Genomic DNA, 20,675 nt, shown 5'->3' with positions numbered 1-20,675 from the left:
GCCTCCTGGAGCGTCGGGTGCGACGCCTGAAGTCTGCTACCGGGTGCCCGCCGCGGTGTCGTCATCGTGCGCGGTCATCGGCGGCATCTGCCCTTTCGCCCCGGCCGCCCGCCCTGGCCAGGACGTCGGCGGCGAGCAGCAACGCCGTCCGGTCCTCCTCGGTGACCGCGAACTCCGGGCCGATCCGCCTCAGCGGGGCGCTGCCACCCGGCCGCGGGTCCGCCGGCCCCTCAGCGGAGGAGACGAACCCCGCGCCGAACACGGTGCCGGCGGTGTCGACGAGCGGAATCAGGTGCGGCCGGTCGGTGCCGGCGGGCTCGAGGCCGAACCGGTCCCGCAACTCGGCGCCACGCTCCGTCGCCAGCTCCAGACCGAACTGGACGTAGGTGTGCGCCACCACCACGCGCACCTCGTCGGCCAGCTGGGCGGACTGCGCCGCCTCCCCCGCGGTCTCCCCGGCGACGGGAGCCGGCACGCGCGACGCCACGAGCCGCCGTGCGACCGCATCGGCCTCCGCCCGCACGTCGTCCGGCAGGCGGGCGAGCAGGTCGGCCGCCGACTCGGCCTCGGCCCGCCACTCGTCGGCGAACTGGCCGAGGTCGCCGTCCACACCGGGGAACGGCCGCTGGTAGACGTGCACCCCGCCCGCGGTCGTCGTCACGCCGTCGGGAACCGGTTCGAACCGCTGGTCGCGGGTCTCCGGCTCGTCGACGCTGCCGGAGGAGATCGACGGGTTCCCGGGGTCGACGCCGAGGTCCTCGACTCGGGCTCCCCTGCCGTCGAGCACGAGGGCGTACACGCCGAACATCGCCGGGTGCACGTGTCCATCGGCGGGCACGACCGTGCCGAACTGCGGATCGACGACGTGGACGGTGCCGCGGTGGTTGACGACGTTCCACGCGTGCCCGTTGTGGCGCAACCCGTTGCCGAGCACCACCGCGCCCGCGCCGTGCCCGCCTTCGCGCACGGCCTCGATCACCCGTGTGAGCGCGGCGGGTCCACGCCCGACCCACTCCGGGTGGTGTCCCTGGCTCCGGCGCACCATCTCGTACTGGACCTTGACGTTCAGCTCCTGCACGCCCTCCCCCGCCCCCGCCGTGCGCGGCCTGCCCTGCCAGGTCTCCAGGAACGCGAGCGCGCAGTCGACGCAGTTCTCCAGCCGCCCCTGCTGCCCGAGCACGGAGCCGTTGATCAGCCGGACGAACGAGCCGGGCTCGGCGAACGCCGTGCCGGGAGGGACCGCCCGGTGCAGGAGTTCGGTCAGCCGCGGCGGCGCCGCGTCGAGCTCGGGAGCCCAGTCGCCGGTCATCTCCCCGGCCGTGAAGACGTGGTAGTACGAGGAGTCGACGTCGTCCGGCCGGCGGAACAGCGGGAAGTCGCTGCCCGGCCCCGCGATCTCCGTTCCGTCCGAAGTGGACTCCGCGTCGTCGTCCGCGACCTCGGCTCCCCGGTCCGCGGCGGCGAGGCCGACCACGCGCCGCATCTCGTTGCGCGGCAGCACATCGGCCCAGTAGGTGGCGAGGTCGTACAACTCCCGGTAGGTCTCGTCGTCCAGATCCGACCCCACGGCGGCCACGCTCTCGCCGGCGTAGTAGGCCAGGTCCTGTCGGCGTTCCTCGTCGAGCGCGGCGAGATGAGCGCGGGCGGCCTCGACCACGGTGTCCCACGACGGGAACAACTCCGGCTCACCCGTGGCGGGGAACGCGTCGTGGAAGAACCGCAACCGCAACGCGCTCATCGCACCCGCCTGCTCCGCGAACCGCGCCCTCGCCTCCCCTGACAGCGACCCGTACCAGTCGGCGAAAGGTCGGCGCACCGCCGGATCAGGCCGCGTGTCGGCCCACGGCGGCGCGAACGGAGCGGCGTCCGCGATCAGCAGCTCCGGCCGTTCCAGCTCCGGCGCCGCCTCGTACCGCGGTCGTACCGGGGTCTCGCCGAGTTCCCACTCCACCACCTGGTTCGGATCACCGTCCGCCACCTCGACCCCCAGCGCGGCGGCCCACTGCGCGACGGTCAACGGCGTGTGCGCGTCCACGGCGGGATCGAGCACGAGATAGCCGTCCCCCTCACCCCGCACCGCGACCGCGCTGTACGTGGTCTCGCCGACGAGGAACACCCGCTTGACGCCACCGAAGCCTGCCTCGGCCAGCGCACCGGTCCACAGGTGCACGTCGGCGTCGCGGCGGACACCGGTCACCGGCGTCTCCGCGAGCAGCCGGAGCTGGTCACGAGCACGGTCCGGCGCGCGCCGGGTAGCCGGCGGCACGGCGCCGCCGTCGCGCACCGGCGCCACCCGAGGCACGGCCGGCTCGTCCAACCTGGTGTCGGGCACCATCACCTGGCTGTTCGCCGTGCGCTCGACCAGCCAGAGGTGCCGCGGCCGCAACCCCGGATCCACGCCGTGCACGTCGGTCCCCATCAGACCGCCGTCGTTCTCGTGCACGCCGGAGTTCCCACCGCGTCGCAGGAACACCCGCGACGGGTCCTGGTACTCGTCCGGGACACCCAGGTAGTGCAACACCTCGTGCGCCAACGCCTTCGGGCTCGAGTCAGGCCCCCAGCGCGTCTGGTCGACGGCGGCGGCCGGATCGACCCTGACGGTGGCGTGCGCGTCCGCGGGGTCGTCGGTGAACTCCAGGTTCAGGTGGAAGAGGTCCCCGCTGGGCACCCGGTATCCCTTGTTGAGCACCGAGTTCACGCCGTCGAGCGCCGTCGCCTTGACCCGACGCACCGTGTCCGGGCTGACCCCGTGCGCGGGGTCGAGGTGGAGCCTGACGGTGTACTCCTGCACGAACCTGCCCGGCCGGGTCTCGATCCGCCGCAGGTCGTAGCGGACCAGGCCGTGGAAGGACCGGGGCTTCTTCGGCGTGCTGTCGGTGCGCAGGTCGTGCACCACCAGGTCCACGGTCCGCACGTGCGCACCCTCACGACGATCCGCCCACTCGTCCGGATCCCCCGGCACGTCCGGGGCGAACCAGCCCGCCGTCCGCGCCGGGTCGTGCCGCCACGACTCGTCGCCGAGCACGTCCTCGCCGTGCCGCACACCGGGCGCCGGCGGCGAGGCCGTCGTGCGCAGGCCGGGGTTCGGGGGCGCGGGGCGCACGTCCTGCCGGTGGCGGTCGTCCAGCAGCCGCCGGGTGAAGTCCAGGAACAGCGTGAGGTGCCCGGTCGGATGCCCACCCGGCGCGGCGTCGCGGACCTGCTGCTCGACGTGGGCGCGCACGGCCGCGAGGTCGTCGTCGCCCAGTCCGCCCCACCTGTCGTCGGCGGGATCGTCGGGCAACGCCAGCGCGTACACGGCGAGCGCCGCGGCGCGGTTGTCCGCGAACCGGTCGACCAGCTCCCGATGGCTCCGGACGTTCCGGTCGACGTCGTCCTGCCGGTCGGCCGCGGCCGCGCGCATCCACCGGGTCTTGAAGCGGTCGGGCAGGAGGTCGGCGGCGGACCACCGCACCTGCTCGGTCTCGGCCTTGGCGAGCAGGTCCGCCGCCATCCGCGCGCGCCGGTCGTAGACGGCGGGCGACTGCGCGAGCGCGGCGAGCCCGATCATCCGCTCGATCGCCGCGAGCCGTTCCGCGTCCCGGCCGTACGCCTGCCGCATGTCCTCCAGCGTCCCGGTGTCCACGCCGTACAGCGACGCCTCGAACGAGCCCAGCGGCGTGCCCTCCAGCACCGGCTCGAAACCGCCGGGCAGCACCAGGTCCACGTCCGGCGACTCCGGCCGCGCCCCCGCCGCCACCATGAACGGCCGCGCGTCCGACCGCGGCGCGGCAGGTGGCGTCTCCTGCGGCGTGAACGCGACCGCGTCGTTCATCCGCATCACCCGGACGATGTCGTGCAGGCGATCCAGCGCCGGGGTCGGGACGCCCGCGATCCGGGCGTCGAGGATCAGGCCTTCGACGTGGTCCTCGACGAGCTCGACGTCCAGGGGTGTCAGCAGTTCCCAGTCCGGCGCGGCCGGGTCGGGGGGCAACGCCAGCGCGAGGATCGTGAGCGCGTCGGCCCGCGCACCGCTCGGGCCGGCGGCCGGCTCGCCTGCCTGCCGCCTGAGCTCGTGCGGCGTGCCGGCGATCGCGCGGTACCGCCGCACGTGCTCGATGTCGGCCAGCCGTCCCGCGTCGCCCCGGTGCCGGGCGGTCAGCAGGCTCAGTTCTCCGGGGGACTTCCCGAACAACGACGCCCGGAACCCCGCACGCACCCGCTGATCGGACAGCGCGGGAGGATCCTGCGCGGTGGCGGCCGCCGTCTCGGCCCGCAGCCGCCTCCGCCGAGCCGCGATGTCGGCTTCCACCAGGTTGTCCGCGGCCCTCACCGCCTTCCGCACGGCGTGCTGGGACCGCCAGCGGTGGGAGTAGAGGTCCGCGGCCTTGAGGAAGCGGTTCCGGTAGGCCGGGTCGCCCACGAACGCCAGCTGCCGCTCGGTCCGCGCGATCACCTCCTCGGCGTCGCTGATCTGCTGGGCCAGTTCGGGATCGGCGCCCCAGCCGGTGACGCGGCCCAGCAGGCCGGCCTTGTCCGCCGCACCCGACCTGAGGCGGCTCAACGATTCCCTGGTGTCGTCCAGGCGGGTGGTCAGCCTGTCCAGGCCGTGCTGCGCGGCCTCGGCGAGCACCCGGCGCACGTCCGGCTCGGCGCGCACCCGCTCGTGCAACGCGCGCAGGCCGGTGACGTCGAGACCGGCGGTCTCCGCCGCCTCGATCCGGCGCGCCAGGTGTTCGTCGAGCTCGGCGAGCAGGTCGTCCTCGACGTGGTCGAGCTCGCTCGCGTCCTGACCGGCGACGAAGGCGTCGAGGGCGTGGACCAGGCCCACGTGATCGCGGTGGGTCCGCAGCGTCTCGATCTGACCGTCCGCGTCGGCGAGCAGGCCGGCGAGTTCCTCCACCTCGGCCGAGCGCGCGGCCTCTCGCGCGCGGGACTCCTCCGACCGCAGTGCCGCCGGCGTCCAGGTGGCCGCCGCTTTCGTGTCCGCGATCCGGCGCCGGAGCTCCGCCGAGCGTGCCAGCAGGTCGTTCAGGTACCCCTGCGGGCCGTCCAGGTGCGCCCCAGCGCGTTTGAAGAGCAGGATCCGTTGCGCCACCTCGTGCAGACCCTGGTGGCCCGCGCGCAGGAAGTCGCCGGCGATCTTGCCGACCTCGTCAGGGGACTTGCTCTCGAGCCACGCCTCCACGCCCGCGCGTGCCTGCGGCGACTCGGGGCCGCCGAGCGCGCGGAAGGCCCCGGCGCGGGCGTACTGCGCCGGTCGCGTCGTCCTTCCCCTGGAGGGCACGGGAACCCGCTCCCGGCGGAGCTTGCGGGTGAAGTCCAGGAACCTCCTGAGGTGGTCGGCCGGGTGACCGCCCTCCTCCGCGTCGTGCAACCGCCGCTCGGCGTGGGCCCGCACGGCGTCGAGGTCGGCGTCGTCGAACCGGCGCCACCCGGCGTCCCCGGGGTCGGCGGGCAGTCCCAGCGCGTGGACGGTGAGCGCCGCGTCGCGGTCGTCCGCGAGCTGGTCGACCCGGTCCTGGAACCACTCGAGCCTGCGGTCCCTCCCGGGCTCCTCGCCTTCCAGCTCGGCATCGGCCCGGCGCCGGGAGCGGGCGGCTTCAGCTTCGGTGAGCCGTTCCTGCGCGGACCGCACGCGCAGCTCGTAGAGATCCGGCCGCACCGCGTCGTGCGAGAGCCGGATCATCCTGCGGATCACGTCCGCGCGCCGCGGGTCACCCTCGTAGCGCTGCCGCAGTTCGCGCAGCTTCCCGGCGTCGATGCCGTACAACGAGGCCTCGAACGACTTCAGTGGCGTGCCCTGCTGGACGGGACCGAGACCGCCGGGCAGCACCCGGTCCACGTCGGGGTGCTCGGACAGGGTCGCCGGGTCCCGCTGGAACGGCCGCGTTCCCGCGGGCGCCTCGGTCACGGGTACCGCCGGTTCCGGTTCCTGGGCGTCCGGTCCGGCGTGCTCGTCCGGTGGGAGCGCGACCGGATCGCCGATCCTCCTGTTCCACAACAGGTCGAACAGGTCGTCCAGCTGCGGGGTGACCAGGCCCGCGACCCTGGCGTGGCGGATCAGCTCGGCGACGTTGTCCTCGACCAGCTCGACGTCCCGCGGCGTCAGCAGCTTCCAGCCGGCCTCCGAATCGGCTGGCAGGCTCAGCGCGAGCACCGTGAGGGCGTTGCGCCGGTCGAACTTCAGCCTGTCCAGCTGGTTCATGAGGGCACCCTGGTGCTCCACGAGCCGGCGCCGGTCCTCCCGGCGCTTCTCCCTGCCGGCCTGCATCGGCTTGGTGGTCAACACGTCCGGCAGCACGTCCAGGACGTGCGTCAGGGCCGTGATCTCGCGTTTGGTGTCGTCGATCCGCGCCAGGAGATCCCGCTGGTGCTGGTCGATGCCGCCGGGGTTGCGCGCCATCTCCTGGTACTGCGTCACCTGCTCGATCTCGAGCCGCCGGTCCGGGTTGCCCCGGTGCAGCTCGTTCTGGTGGGCGAGCTCGGCGAGGGACTTGCCGAACAACGTCGACCGGAAGGCGTCGTGCAGCTGTCGTTCGGACAGCTCGCGCGAGGACGAGTCCTCCGCGGCCGCGCGGCGCAGCTCGGCGCGCCGCAGCCGCGTTTCCTCCGCCTGCCTGCGCTCCGCCGCCTCCTGCACCCTTTCCGTGGTCTGGTTCAGGTTGTGCAGCTTCGCGTGCAGGCCCAGGGCGTTGGCGAAACGGTCGCGGTAGGCCGGGTGGTCGACGAGCGCCAGCCGCCGCCGGCGCTCGTCGATCAGCGCCTCGTTGTCCCTGATCCGCTGGTCCAGGGAGCTGTCACCACCGAGCACGTGGGTGAGCATTCCTCCGATGCCAGGGCCCGCCGCCTTGCGCGCGAGGAAGCCCTCCAGAGACTCGATGTCGTCGCGCAACCGGGCCTGCAACCTCTCCAGGCCGTGCATCGTCACCTCGGTCAGCACCTCGCGCACGCGCTGCTCGTCTGTCAGGCGCTCCCGCAACGCCTCCAGACCGGCCGTGTCGAACCCCGCGTGCTCCGCCGCCTCGATCTGCCGCGCGAGGTGTTCGGTCAGGTCGTCGAGCACGCGCGGCGCGAGCCGGACGATCTCCTGCTCGTCCGGGTCGGCGACCAGCTTGTCGAGCGAGTCGACCAGGGTCGCCGTGACCCGGTCTCGCGTCAGCGCGTCGATCCGGCTGTTCGCGCTGGAGAGCTGGTCGGTGAGGTCCGCGATCTCACGCCTGCGCGCGGCCTCTTTGACGCGTTCCGCGCGCGTCTGGAGCACCTGCGGCTTCCACAACGCTTTGAGCTCCGCGTCGTCGATCCGCTCGCGCAGGTCCGCCGACCGCTCCCGCAGCCCGTTCAGGTAGCCCTGGGGGCCGCCGGGGTGCGCGGCCGCCAGTTTGAACGCCTGCACGCGCCGGGCCGCGTCGTGCAGTTCCTCGGAGGGACGGGTGCGGTGCAGTTCGGTGACGATCTCGCCGACCTCGGCGAGGGACTTGCCCTGCAGCCACGCCTCCAGACCCGCGATCGCCTCCGGTGACGCCGGGCCGCCCAGCGCCTTGAAGGCGGCCTTCCGCGTGTACCAGGCGGGCACCTTCGTCGCCTGCCCGGAGGTGCTCTGGACGGCGCGCTGCCACTGGAGCCGTTCGGTGAAGTCCAGGAAGTGCTGGAGCCGGCCGGTCGGCTGACCCACCGCCTTCGCGGCGCCGATCTGCCGTTCGACGTGCGTCCGCACGACCGCCAGGTCCTCGTCGCCGAGCCCACGCCAGCCCCGGTGGGCCGGATCGTCGGGCAGCTTCAACGCGAACACGGTCAACGCCACGTCGCGGTTGCCCGTGAGCCGGTCGACCCGCTTGCGGTACCACTGGACCTACTGGTCCGCGTCCGGATCCCTGCCGGCGCGGGCCTTCAGGGCCTTGAGCCTCTCCTCGGCGATCCCCGTGCGCTTGTCGTAGATCTCGACGGTGCGCGCGTCCGCGGCGATGTCGATCATCTCCTGGATCGCGGCCGTGCGCTCCTCGTCACCGCTGTGGGCCTTGAGCAGTTCCTGCAGGGCGGTGACCTCCAGACCGTACAACGAGGCGTGGAACGACCGCGGCGAGATGCCGGCGGCGATCGGGTCCGCGGACCGCCGCATGAACGGCCGTGACCGGCGCCGGGATGCCTGCGCCTGTTCGTTCGAATCCTGGTCGGCGGGGTTCGGGTCGGCGGGGTTCTGCTGTGCCGTGTCCTGGCCGGGCGAGTGGCGGAGGCGCTCCTGCCTGACCCGGTCGTAGAGCAGGTCGAGCTGCGGGGTCGGGACCTCTCCCAACCGCGCGGCGCGGAACAGGTCGGTGACGTGGTCCTCGATGAGCTCGAGATCGTGCGGTGTCAGCAGGTCCCAGCCGTTCTCGTCCGGCTGGGTGTGCACGGCCAGCGCGAACACCGTCAGCACGACCGCGCGGTCGTCCTGCAGGTTCTTCAGGTCGTCGGCGAGCTTGCGCTCGTGGTGGCGCAGCTCGTCGAGCCGCGCCCGCCGGTCGGCCTCGCCCCGGCTCATCAGCAGGTTCGTCAGCGTGCCCGGCAGCGCACCGGCCACGCGCTTCACCTCGCCCGCCTGCCGCCTCGTCTCGTCGATCTGCCGCAGGAGGTCCTGCGCGTGCTGCCCGAGACCGCCCTCCTTGGCGGCGATGTCCATGTACCGCACCATCCGGGCGATCTCGGCAACCCGGTTCGGGTCGGCCAGGTTCTCCAGGTTGATGTCGGCGAGCTCCTCCGCGTTCTTGCCGTACAGGGAGGAGCGGAACGCTTCGAGCCGCTGCTGTCCGGAGAGCCGGCTGGACGTGCCGCCCGGGTTCTCCGGCGCCGCGTCGCGCTGCTGCCGACGCAGCCGGCTGACCTCGGTGTCGACCAGGGCGTTCACGGCTCGCAGCGCCTTGTCCGTGGCGACCCGGGAGTCCCGCATGCGCGCGTGCACGGCCGCGGACCTGGCGAACCGGTCGCGGTAGTCCGGGTCGTCCGCGAGCGACGCCATGCGCTCGAAGCTCCGCACCAGCTCCTCGGCCTGGCGGATCTTCTCGTCGAAGTCGACGGAGGTGTCGGCACCGGCTCCGAACATCCGTTTGGCCAGACCCTTGACGCCGGCGTTCGCGTCCTTGCCCGCGCGGTAGCCCTGCAACCCCTCCCTCGCGTTGTCCAGCCGGGTCTGCGTCTCGTCCAGACCTGTCAGCGAGAGCTCCGCCAGCCAGTCGCGCACGGCCGGTTCGTCCTTGACCCGGTGCAGCAGGGAGGTCAGCACCGCCGGATCGAAGCCCACCCGCCGTGCCGCCTCGACCTGCCGAGTCAGGTGGTCCTCGATCTCGTGGAGCCTCTGCCGCGGGACCTTGTCGAACCGGTCCACGCCTTTGCCCGCGACCGAGGAGTCGAGGGTGTGGACCAGCCACAGTCGCTCGGCCTCGGCCTCCAGGGCCGCGACCTTCCCGTCCACCTCGGAGACCTCGGCGGTGAGCGCCTCGACCTGCTTCAGGCGAGCCGCCTCCTGCTCCAGCTCCTCCTTCGACCGCAGCGCCGCGGGCCGCCAGGTGGGTTCGGGCATCGCCTCCTCGATCCGGCGGTGCAGGTCCGCCGACTGCGCCAACAGGTCGCTCCTGAACCCCTCCGGACCCTCGCGGTGCGCGGAAGCCTGCTTGAACAGCAGGATCAGCTCGGCCTCGTGGTACAGCGCCTCGTCGCGCCCGCCGAAGCGCAGGTCCTCGACGACCTGCTCGACCTCGGCGACGGACGCGCCCTCCAGCCAGGCCCCGAAGCCCGCGCGCAGCTCCTGCGGCGTCGGTCCGCCGAGCGCGCTGAACGTGCCGTCGTGCAGCCGCAGCCGAACGTCCGGCGAGCCGGCCACACCGTGGTAGGTCGTCCCGCCGTCGTGGTCGACGGCGAGACGCAGGTCCAGGGCCTGCGCGACCGCACCGGGCAGCCGTTCTCCCACCACGGAGTCGTGCCACGACGGCGTCCGCAGTCCCTGCGCCACGAGGTCGGCCGGGGACGGCACCACGCCGTGCTCGGCCGTGAACCGGGCGATGTAGTCGATGACGTCGAGATCGCCCTCGGTCATGCCCTCGCCGGTGAGCCCGGCGTCGGCGATCTGCCAGCGCTTGGCCGAGCCGGTCACGAGGTCGCTCGCGAGCGCCGCCCGCCACAGCCGTTCCTCGTCCTCGGCGCTGAGTCCGTGCTGCCTCGGCGCGAGGTCGGGGTGGTACTTCGCCAGCGCCGCGGAGCCGACCAGGCTCGCGACCCAGTCCGCGAGGCGCTGCGCGGTCAGCTCGGGGTAGGCGTGCCGGCCGGGGTGGTTCCGGACGTCGGCGGCGATGTGGTCCACAGTGGACTCCACGGCGCTCCTGCCGACCAGCGGGCTCGCCTGGGCGAGGTGCACCTGCTGGAACGACGCGGCGCGCAGCACCGACTCCACCAGCCCGGCCTTGTCCACGGCGGGCGGGTGCGGGTGCAGGGGCCCGCTCTGGGAGAACTCGCCGGGGAACCCGCCGGGCGCGGGCCTGGCGGGCGCCTCGGGGTCGCCGTCCTGCGGGGTGGCTTGGGGATTCGGCTGGTTGGCTGGGGTGGCCTGCTCCGCGGTGGCAGGGAGCGGCTCGTGGGCTGGGGTGGGGTGCTCGGCGGCAGGAAGCGACTCGCGGGCTGGGGTGGCGTGCTCGGCGGCAGGAAGCGACTCGCGGGCTGGGGTGGCGTGCTCGGCGGCAGGAAGCGACTCGCGGGCTGGGGTGGCGTGCTCGGCGGCAGGAAGCGACTCGCGGGCTGGGGTGGCGTGCTCGGCGGCAGGAAGCGACTCGCGGGCTGGGGTGGCGTGCTCGGCGGCGGAAAGCGGGTCGTGGGCGGGGGTGGCGTGCTCGGCGGCAGCGGGAATCGGCTGGTGGAAACGGGTGGGGTGCTCGGCGGCGGGATTCGGCTGGTGGGCGGGGCTGCTCTGCTCCGCACTGGCGGGAAGCGACTCGCGGGCGGGGCTGCTCTGCTCCGCAGTGGCAGGAAGCGGCTGGTGGGCACGGCTGGTCTGGTCTGCGGTGGCGGGATCCGGCCGGTGGGCGGGGGCGGTCCTGGCCGTCGTGCCGGGATCGTCGAGCCTCGTGTCGGGGACCATCACCTGGCTGGTGGCGGTGCGTTCGACCAGCCACAGGTGGCGCGGCCGCAACCCCGGCTCCGTGCCGTGGACGCCCGTGCCCATGAGGCCGCCGTCGTTCTCGTGCACGCCCGAGTTCCGGCCGTGCTGCTGGAACACGCGCGTGGTGTCGCGGTACTCGTCCGGAACGCCGAGGTAGTGCAGGACCTCGTGCGCCAGCACCTCCTGGCTGGTGTCCGGGTGCCAGTGCGTCTGGTCGGCGTTCCGGTTGCCGGGGTCCACCGCGATGCTGGTGTGCGCCTGCTCGGGGTCGCTGGTGAACTCGAGGTTCAGGTGGAAGCGGTCACCGCTGGGCAGGCGGTATCCCTTGTTCAGCAAGGAGTTGACGCCGTTGAGGGCTTTCTCCCTGAGCCGTGCGACCGATTCCGGGGTGGCGTTCGGCGACGGGTCCAGGTGCACCTTGACCGTGTACTCCTGCACGAAGTCACCGGGGCTGGTCTCGATGCGGCGCAGGTCGTAGTTGACGAGTCCCAGGTAGGACTGGGGATTCGCCGGGGTGCTGTCGGTGCGGAGGTCGTGCACGACCACGTCGACGGTGCGGACGTGCGCGTCCTCGCGGCGGTCCGCCCACGTGGCGGGGTCCGGTCGCCCGGCCGGGGCGAACCAGTCGGCGGTGGTCGAGGGGTCGTGACGCCACGACTCGTCGCCGAGGACGTCCTCGGCGTGCCGGGTGTTCGGCGTCCTGGGGTGTGCGGGGTGCGAGCCGGAGTCCTGGGGTGCCGGACGCGACGAGCTCGTCGACGCCGGCGGATCCGGCGGCCGCCTCGTGGGCTCGGGAATGGCCGGCGCCGACTGGGATCCCGGCACCGGCGGCGGCTGCCTCGTCGGGGCGGGGATGCCCGGCCCCGCCTGCGGCACAGGCACTGGCGCTGGCACCGGAGGCGGCACCGCGAGCGACGGCGCCGAGATGCCCAGCGCCACCTCCTCCTGGTGCTGCAGCGCCGCGACTTCCCTGTCGTGGCGTGCTTTGGCCGTCCACCAGTCGTTCTCGGCCGCGGTGAGCTGCGCGGCGGTCGCCTGCTCGTGGTCCACCGCCTCGTTGTAGGCCTTGACCAGCGTGGTGATTCCGCGCGCCGCGAACAACGACCGCAGTGTCTCCACCTGGGTGGCGGCGGCCTTCTTGTCCTTGCGCGCCTTGAGGATCTCGTTCACCAGGGGGCCGGCGGCCGGTGAGTTCGCGCGCCGGTAGTTCGTGAAGGCGCTGCGTTCGCGCTGCTTGCGGTCGGCCAGGCGCCCGTCGCGCGTCTTCAGTTCGCGGGCCAGGTCCCGGTCCGCCTGCACGAGCGGGCGTTTCGCCCTGTCCAGGCGGGCGTCGGCGCCCCGCTTGGCCTTCTCGGCGTCCTCCCACGCCTTCCCCTTCGCCGCCAGGTCCGTCGTGGCGGTGAGGAGGCTCGGCGGCAGGGTCGAGCCCGTCATCGTGACGGCCTCGACGTCCGACATGCGCAGCACGTACGCGTCGGTGACGGTCACGTCCTGGTAGGTGATCTCCTCCTGGCGCGACATCGACTTCGTGCGCCGCACGACGAAGCGGAACTCGGCGTCGAGCAGCAGCGCGCGGGTCACCTCGTCCTTCGTGGTGTGCGCGGACCCGAGCACCGGGTCGGGCACCGACGTCTCCTCAGACGCCTCGACCTCGACCTGTTCGGTGTCCGGCCCGGTGAAGTTCGTGTACTGACGCTGCGCGGAGCCGGACTTGTCGGCGAAGGCGTTGCGCGGCGGCGGGGTCTCGCCGGGCGCGGCCTGCGGGGCCGGGGCGGACTCGCCGCCGGTGCCGAACGGCGCGGTCTCGATGACCTCGAACTCACCGCCGGTCTTGAGGGTCTCCTTCTCCCCGTGCGTCTCCGACCGCTTCGAGGTCACCTCGACGTTCGCACTGGTGCTCGCGAACCGCGGCTTCTGCGGCAACCGGATGTGGATCTCCAGGTCGCGGTCGAGGCCCTTGGGCAACGGCAGCTTGAACGTGCCGGACGCGCCCGCGGGCAACGCCGCGCGCACGCTCGCCGGGGTGATGGACGCCTTCAGCGACCGCTCCACCTCAGGCGTGATCTTGACGCCCGAGTGCTCCAGCACGGTCTTCGCGTGGTGCCGCAGGACGTCGACGTCGCCGAGGTAGTGCTCGGTCCAGTAGGTGCCGAGGCCGGGCAGCTTCGTCGTCGGTGTGCCGTCGGACCGGGTGGTGCGCCAGCCGGTGAGGTCCCGGTCGCCGGGCGCGAGGATCTTCGGCCGGTGCTGCGCGCCGCCCTCGCCGAGCCTGCTCCCCTTGGGCCGCGGCAACGACTCCTCGGCGATCCGGGTGAGGTCGACGTCCTCGGTCTGCGTGACGTCGGCCAGTACGGTGCCGTGCCGCCGGATCTTCACCGTCACGTCGAGCTGCCCGTGGTGGACGGCGGCCGGGCCTCGGGACTTCGCGGAGTGCGCGTACTCCCCCTTGTCCTGCACCGCTTTCGCGTCCGTGCGCAGACCCGAGATGTGCTCCACGCCCAAGCCGCCGCCGACCTGGCCCTGCGCCCGGCCGTCCTCGGTGGCGGCCCCGGCCTGCTCGCGGATCGACATCGCCGGGCGGGCCGACGCGATGAGCGTGAGCAGCGACCTCACCCGCGTGCGGGTCTTCTCCGTGCCGAGCTTCGCGGTCACGGACGCCTTGAAGTCCTTGACGATCCGCACCACGCCGGGACCGGGTGCCGCCCGGAAGGTCGCGTCCACGGTCAGCTCGTAGGTGCGGCCGCTCAGCCGGTCCTCGAGCCGCAACGTCGTGGTGGTGCCGCCGTTGACGAGGCTGTTGAGCATCCGGTTCGGTTCGGAGAGCAGCTCCTTGACCTTGGCGATGTTGGGGTTGCGCGGATCCAGCGTGCTGTCCGGCAGCAACCGGTCCGCGAGTGCCTGCCGCTCCGCCGGGGTGCCGCCGAGCGCGGTGTTGCCGGCGATCTTCACGCGCAGCGCGTCGATCGTGCCGGTGAGGTCGATCGGGTCGACGATGCCACCGAGCCCGACCGACGGCCTGGCCGACGCGTTCGGCGTCAGCGTGACGGGCGGGGCGATCGTCCGCGCGGCGGGCGGTGCGGGGTGTGCGGGCGCCGTGCCGGTGCTGAGTTCGGCGTACTGGTCCTCGGTGAGCCAGACCAGCATCGACTCCGGCAGGTCCCGCACCTCGCCGCTCGTCGTGCTGGGATCGGGTGAGGCGAGGCCGAAGCTGAGGTTGCCCTTGTGCTGGGCCTCGGCGACGACGATGGCCTCCACGTCGAGCCGCGCGAGGATCATCCGCTGGGGTGGCGTGCCGACCGAGAACGCCTCACCGCTCTCCAGGTGGTCCTCCGTCGTCCTGGTCCGCGAGGCGGCGTACGGCGACGCGACGACGACGAAGATGCCGCGCGCGCCGACCTCGTTCACCCCGCCCGCCGCCGGGGTGTAGTGGCGCTGGGTCAGCACCGGCACGGCCACGACGTAGGCCCGAATTTGGTCGGTGGTGCCGCCGCTGCCGACGGACTTCGTCGAGCCCTCCAGCGCGTGGACCTGTTCCTGGAACTCCTCGGCGGTCACCTGGCGTGCCGACAGCTTCGGCTTGAACGACACGCCCAGCGACGCGACCAGGTCCTCGGCGCGGCGCTCGTACTGCAGCTCGCCCGAGTCGATGACGGTGGCGCGGTTGAACAGGCGGGGATCGCTCTTCAGCGCGTCAGGGGACAACCGCGCGTTGATCGCCTGCCCGATGGCCTCGTTGCGCGACCGGACGATCGGGTCCTGGCCGGACGCGGTGCTCAGCACGTCCTCCGCGGACTGCTGCACCGTCTTGGCTCCGGTGAACGACACGACCTCGATGTCGTCGAACCGGCGCGAGGTGGCGGGCGGCAGCGCGTGCGGTTTCGGGACGGGCCCGGCGACCGGCCGTGCCGGGGGCGGGGCGGGAGGCGCGGCGGGGGTGGCGGTGGGATCGACGTCGGCGAGGAACACCTCCGGCACGAGCATGCGCGCGTCCAGCGTGATCGGTGCCGGGGCGGTGATCGTCTCGGTGGCCGGCGCGTGCCGGCCGGGCCGGCCGAAGCTGACCTTGCGCGCCTTGCGGTTGTGTCGTTCGCGGTAGGTGACGTCGCCGGAGATGGTGAGCTGCGCGGTGAACTGGCGCATCCTGCGCTCGCCCAGTTCGCCGGCGTCGTCGATGGTGTCGCCGCGGCGGCGGGTGACGGCGCGCTTGCCCTCGATGGTCTGGCCGCTCTCCGACGCCCACGCCCGCGCGCCGCGCACCCCGACCAGCAGCACGCCGAACGGGGTGGTGCTCGGCGTTCCCTGGCCGAGCGGGGCGAGCACGCGTCCCTGCGGCCCTCCCCCGGCCTCCGTCTCCCGCTTGCGCTTGTCCTCGACGCGCATGACGTCGTTGCTCTTGTACAGCCCGGCGGCCTCGTCGGCGGTGAGGAGCGGTCCTTCTGCGAGGTTGCCCATGGTCGCCTTGAGCACGATGGTCACGTCGCGGTCGTGCAGCCAGCCCGTCTGCTTGAGCGGGACGGCGAGGCCGGGCCCGGTGAGCTGGTCGACCAGCAGCGCGAGCTCCTGCTCCGACAACGAGTCCGAGAGCTTCGCGCCCGTGGCGAGCGCCTCGGCGACCTTGCCGGTCAGCTTGCCCTTGTCGATGTCGGGGCTGGTGAAGCGCTGGACGAACCTCTTCTTGTTGTCCTGGCGGTCTTTCAGGTGCTGCGCGAACTTCTTGCGGTCGAGGTAGCGGCCCTCGCGCAGCGGTTGCCTGGACAGCATCCTGGTGAAGGTGAGGTCGACGATCTCGCGGTTGTCCAGGTCCTCCAGCGACCCCAGCAACGCCTGGCCGCTCTCGAACTCGGGCGGTCCCTGCTTCGTCCGCGCCGGGCCGGTGGGCGGTGCGGTGGCGGGCACGAGTCCCGCCTTCACGGCCTCGCGTTCGGACGTCCAGAGGGTGGCGCCGACGTGGCCCTGCAGCCGGGTGCGGCCGGTCGGTCCCGCCGGGTCCGCCGCTCCGAGCCGGCGCACCTCGATGTCGTGGACCAGTTCGTAGCGCACGACCTTGCCCTTGACCTCCAGGCCTTCCTTGACGGCCGTGGACTTCGTGAGCCCGGAGGTCGCCGTCGCGTCGGACGAGACGTTCGCGGTGAGGCCGCCCGCGACCAGCACGCCGGGGGCGACGTCCGCGCCACCGCCGACGAACCCGGCGAGCCCCGCGCCGTGCGACACCGACGACTCGCCCGAGTGCTCGTGGTGGCGGTGCTGCTTCGCGGTGAACTTCCTGGTCTGGGTGGTGTCGATGACCTGCACCCAGCGGGCGACCGCACGCATCTGGATCTTGGTGGACTTGGGGAACAGGTCGACGCCGCCGCGCCCGCGTCCCCGGAAGATCGGGTCGGAGGTGATCCAGCCGGCCTCGGGGTCCGCGCCGGGCAGCACCGTCATCCGCGGGAGGTTCTTCTGGATGTTGCTCTCGCCGACGAACTCGTTGATCACGCTCCTGCCGTTGGTGCCGACCGCGATCTCCTTGCCGTACTTGGACTCCAGCAGGCTGACGACCTGGTCGGCGAACGGTGGCGGCGGGTTCCAGGCGGGCGTCGTGGCCGTGGCGGGCGTCGACGTGCCGCGGTTCACCGTGATCGCCTCGACCGCGGCCTTCCTCGGCGGGGGCGCCTGCAGCGGCGTGACGGAGCGGGCGGTCAGCGCGGTGTCGCGGGTGGTGGTGATCCTGTTCTCGCGGATGTCCTTTTCGACGTCGTTCACCTCGTCGAGGGCGCTGGGCGCGGTGTGCGGCGTGGCGGAGTACTTCACCAGTGAGAGCCCGACGGCGGCGTCGTCGGAGTGCGTGGTCGTGGTGCCGTCCCGCGTCAGGAGCGTGAAGTCCACCGTGACCGGCACGTCGACCTCGATCGGGTGGTCGAACTCCACCCCGAACGACCCGGCGAGCTCGCGTTTGCGGCCACCGCCCAGCTGCGCGGCGGCGGTCAGCGGGACGCGCGGGATCACCTGCACCACCAGGCCGGGCAGCGCGGTGGCCTGGACGGCGGGCGCGATGTCACCGGTGCGCGACAGGCCGTTCGTCTCCTCGGTGGTGCGCTTGTCCTTCGCTTTGAGGCTCAGCTCGTAGTCGCCGTCGTGCTCGACGGTGACGTTGGCCCAGTCGAACGTGGACTTCACCTGCAGCTCGTAGAACTTACCGTCGCCCTTGAGCGTGATGCGCGCGCCGCCGTCCTTCAGCGTGTCGCCGACGGACACCTTCAGGACGTTCTCCGCCTCGGTGACCCCCTCCCACTTCTTGACGTTCGGCGCGAGCTGCGCCAGCTGCCGCTGGAGGTCGACCCCGTTGCCCCGCAGCGCCGTCCTCTGCTTGGCGCCGCCCAGCGACCGGCTCTGGCGCAGGTACCCGGGCAGCGCGTCGTGCACGACCTGCGTCGTCGTACCGCCGGTGTAGACCTTCGGCGAGGGCGTCCCCGCGGGCAGCTCTGGCGTGACGGCCGCACTCTCGTGCAGGGGCACGTCGCGACTGGCCGGATCCGTGTCGTCGATGCCGATGGTGCGGGCGAGGACGTCCACGTACCGTTGCGGCACCTCGATCTTGTCGTCGTGGCGCCCCATGAGGGTGCCGTCGACGACGATCCCTTGTGGACGGTTGCCGTACTCGTCGACCAGCCCGATCATGTGCCCGAACTCGTGGGCGGTGACGGCGTCGGGTTGCCCCGGCCGCCAGTGGTGCTGGTCGATCTCCTGGTCCTGGTCGCCGAGCTCGACGGTGTGGTGCACCGGATCGCCGTCGCCTCGCTGCACGATCCGGAACCGCAACAGCTCACCGTTGCGCAGCCGCAGGTCCGGCGCGTTGTAGAAGGTGTCGATGGCACGTTGCGCGTCCTGCACCACCTGGTCGCGCACCTCGGGGCTGTGGTGGCCGCCGGGGTCGACGTCGACGACGACGGTGAGTTCGACGACGTCGTCCTGGTCCTGGCGGGCACGGCGGACCTCGAAGGCGGACCGCACGGGGGCGGGCCAGCCGGGGGCGGTCTGGACGCGGCCGCGTTGGTGGGCGGGGGCGCCGGCGAGTTCGTCGCGGGGGTAGGGCTGGGGGGCGGGCCGGGTGTTCTGGGCAGTTGCCGTGGCGGGCTGAGGGGTGGGTTGGGGTGTGGGTTGGGCGGTTTCGGTGGTGGGTGCCGCGTTCGGGTCACCGCTGGGGGTGGCGCCAGGGCTGGTGCTGGAGTTGGTGCCGGGGTCGCCGAGGGCCGGGCCTGGGGAGGTCTCGTGGGTGATCGGCAGGCGACCGACGGGTTCGGCCTTGTGCTCGGGTGAGGATTCGGTGCTGGGGTTGGCGAACGGGTCCGTGCTCGCGAACGGAGTGCTGACCGGAGTGTTGGTCGGGGTGGTGGTCGGGGTGGTGGTCGGCAGCTCGAAGGAGGGAGCTTCGACCGGGTGCGGTGCCACCGTGCCGACCGGGACGTCCGCGTTGAGCCGGGGCGGCGGCGCGGAGCCCACCGCCGGCGAAGGATTGGCTGGGCCGTTGGTGGAGCCGTTGGCCGAGGGGGTGGCGGAGCCGTTGGGCGGCAGCTCGTTCCCCACCACCGACGAGGTCGGCCGGTCGTCCACCGGACCACTCACCGCCGGACCACTCACCACAGGCTCGCTGACCGCCGGCCCGTTCGCCACCGGTGCATGCGACACGGGTGCGTTCGACACCGGCGGGTCTCCCACCGGCCGCACCTGGTCGGACGGTCCGGCGAGCGGAGGGGCCGTCTCGGGTGAAGGTTGTGTCGGCAGCTGCCCGCCGGAGGTGTCCGCTGTGGGTGGGGTGATCTGGTGCTGGTCCACGGCCGGGTGGCTCACGGGCACGTCGCCGACCGGAGTGTTGGAAACCGGGACGTTCAGCTCCGCCGTAGGAGGGTTCAGCTGGGCAGGCGGGGGATTCAGCTCCGCGGCCGGAGGGTTCAGCTGTGCTGGCGGCGGACTCAGCTCCGCGACCGGAGGGTTCAGCTCCGCCAGTGGTGAATTCAGCTCCGCCGGCGGCGAGTTCACTTCCGCGACCGGCGGGCTCAGCTGCTCCGGCGGCGAGTTCAGCTCTGCCAGCGGTGGGTTCAGCTCCGCCAGTGGCGGGTTCACCAACGGTGGGCTGACCACCGGCGCGGGCGGGGTGACCACCGGCACCGTGCCGCCGGCCTCGCCTCCGCCGGGCGGGCGGTCGCCGAGCACGCCTCCGCCAGGTCCGTGCGGTCCGGGCCCGACCACCGGCCCGCTCTGCACCGGCAACTTGACCGGCACCGCGACCCCGCCGGGTCCGTGGAGTCCGCCAGGACCGTGGAGTCCGCCGGGCCCGTCCACAGTGGACCCGACCGTCGGCGGCACGTCGCCGACGGGCGGCACCCCGTCGCCCTCGACCGCCGGCGGCTGCTCGACGCCCGGTGGCTGGTCGCCGTCCAGCCCTGGCGGCTGATCTCCTCCGTCGGTCTCACCGTCCACACCGCCGAAGTCACCGCCGACGTCACCGCCGCCGCTGACACCACCTACGTCCCCGCCGTCACCACTGCCGCCGACGCCGCCGACATCGTCACCGCCGCCGAACCCGCCGACATCGTCGCCGCCGTCCAGCCCACCCTCGTCGCCGCCGTCGAACCCTCCCCCGGAACCCTCGCCTCCCGATCCTCCGTCCCCGCCTCTCGGCGGGCCCGGCACCACCGGCGGGTCGAAGGCGTCCAGGTTCGGCAGGTCCACATCGGACCCGTTGACGATCTGGTCGATCTTGTCGCTGACGTCGCCGAACCCCTTCTCCACGCCGCCGGTGAACGTGCCGCCGGCCGCGCCCAGGCCGGCGTCGCCCAGGTCGCCGCCGGTGGCGCCTGCCACGCCCAGGCCCACGATGCCTTCCGCCAGGCCCTCGGTGATGCCGTGGAAGAAGACGGTGTCGGAGAACTTCGGCGCGTACCTGGCGCCGGCCAGGTGGGCTCCCGCGATGAGGCCGCCCGCGGCCATGCCCGCGATGCCGCTGATCACGGTGCTCATCTCGTCCCACGACTTGCGGTTGCCCTCGATGAACTGCGTGATCTGCACCATCGCGTCCTGGGCGATCTCGCTCGCGCCCTCCTCCAGGATCTGGCGCAGCACCATCACCCACGCGCCCAGCTTGTCGAGGATCTCCTTCACCGCCACGCGGGCGCCGGTGACGAACGACGGGACCAGGGGTGCGGTGAACGGGCTGGCCAGCGCCCAGATGATCGACGCGGCGAAGAACGCGATCTCCAGCATCATCGAGTAGTTCGCGGACTCGACGTTGAGCGCGAGGTTCTCCAGCGAGCCCGCCTGGTTCTCGGCCAGCGCGGCCAGTGCCGGGCCGTGGACGGTGAGCTGGTCGACGTTCCCGCGGAACGCCCTGCCCACCTCGCCGCCGATCGCGGACTCGATCATCGCGGCGGCGGTGTCCAGGGAGTAGATCAGCTCCTGGATCGTGCCGCCGTTCGCGCGCCACGTGTCGGCGAGGTCGCGGGCGGCGGCCACGTCGACGCGCGGCGCTTTCTGGCCCACCACGAGGATCCAGAGCCAGTCGAGCGTCGGATCGAACTGGATGTCCATGCCA

At 72.8% G+C, this 20,675-nt stretch carries 2 protein-coding genes; both read right to left on the bottom strand.

The window, feature by feature from the left end; all coding sequences use genetic code 11:
• Positions 1–61: 61 nt before the first annotated feature.
• Complete coding sequence (locus ACQEU1_RS03125; protein ID WP_433195986.1) at positions 62–7,783, bottom strand: toxin glutamine deamidase domain-containing protein; 7,722 nt, start codon at positions 7,781–7,783, stop codon at positions 62–64.
• Positions 7,784–7,831: 48 nt separating this feature from the next.
• On the bottom strand, positions 7,832–20,671 hold the full coding sequence (locus ACQEU1_RS03120; protein WP_433195984.1) for a hypothetical protein: 12,840 nt from the start codon (positions 20,669–20,671) through the stop codon (positions 7,832–7,834).
• Between the last annotated feature and the right edge of the window lie 4 nt (positions 20,672–20,675).

Origin of the sequence: Lentzea sp. CA-135723, from assembly GCF_050936595.1 — a bacterium.
Classification (GTDB): domain Bacteria; phylum Actinomycetota; class Actinomycetes; order Mycobacteriales; family Pseudonocardiaceae; genus Lentzea.
This window is presented reverse-complemented; position numbering and strand designations above follow the sequence as displayed.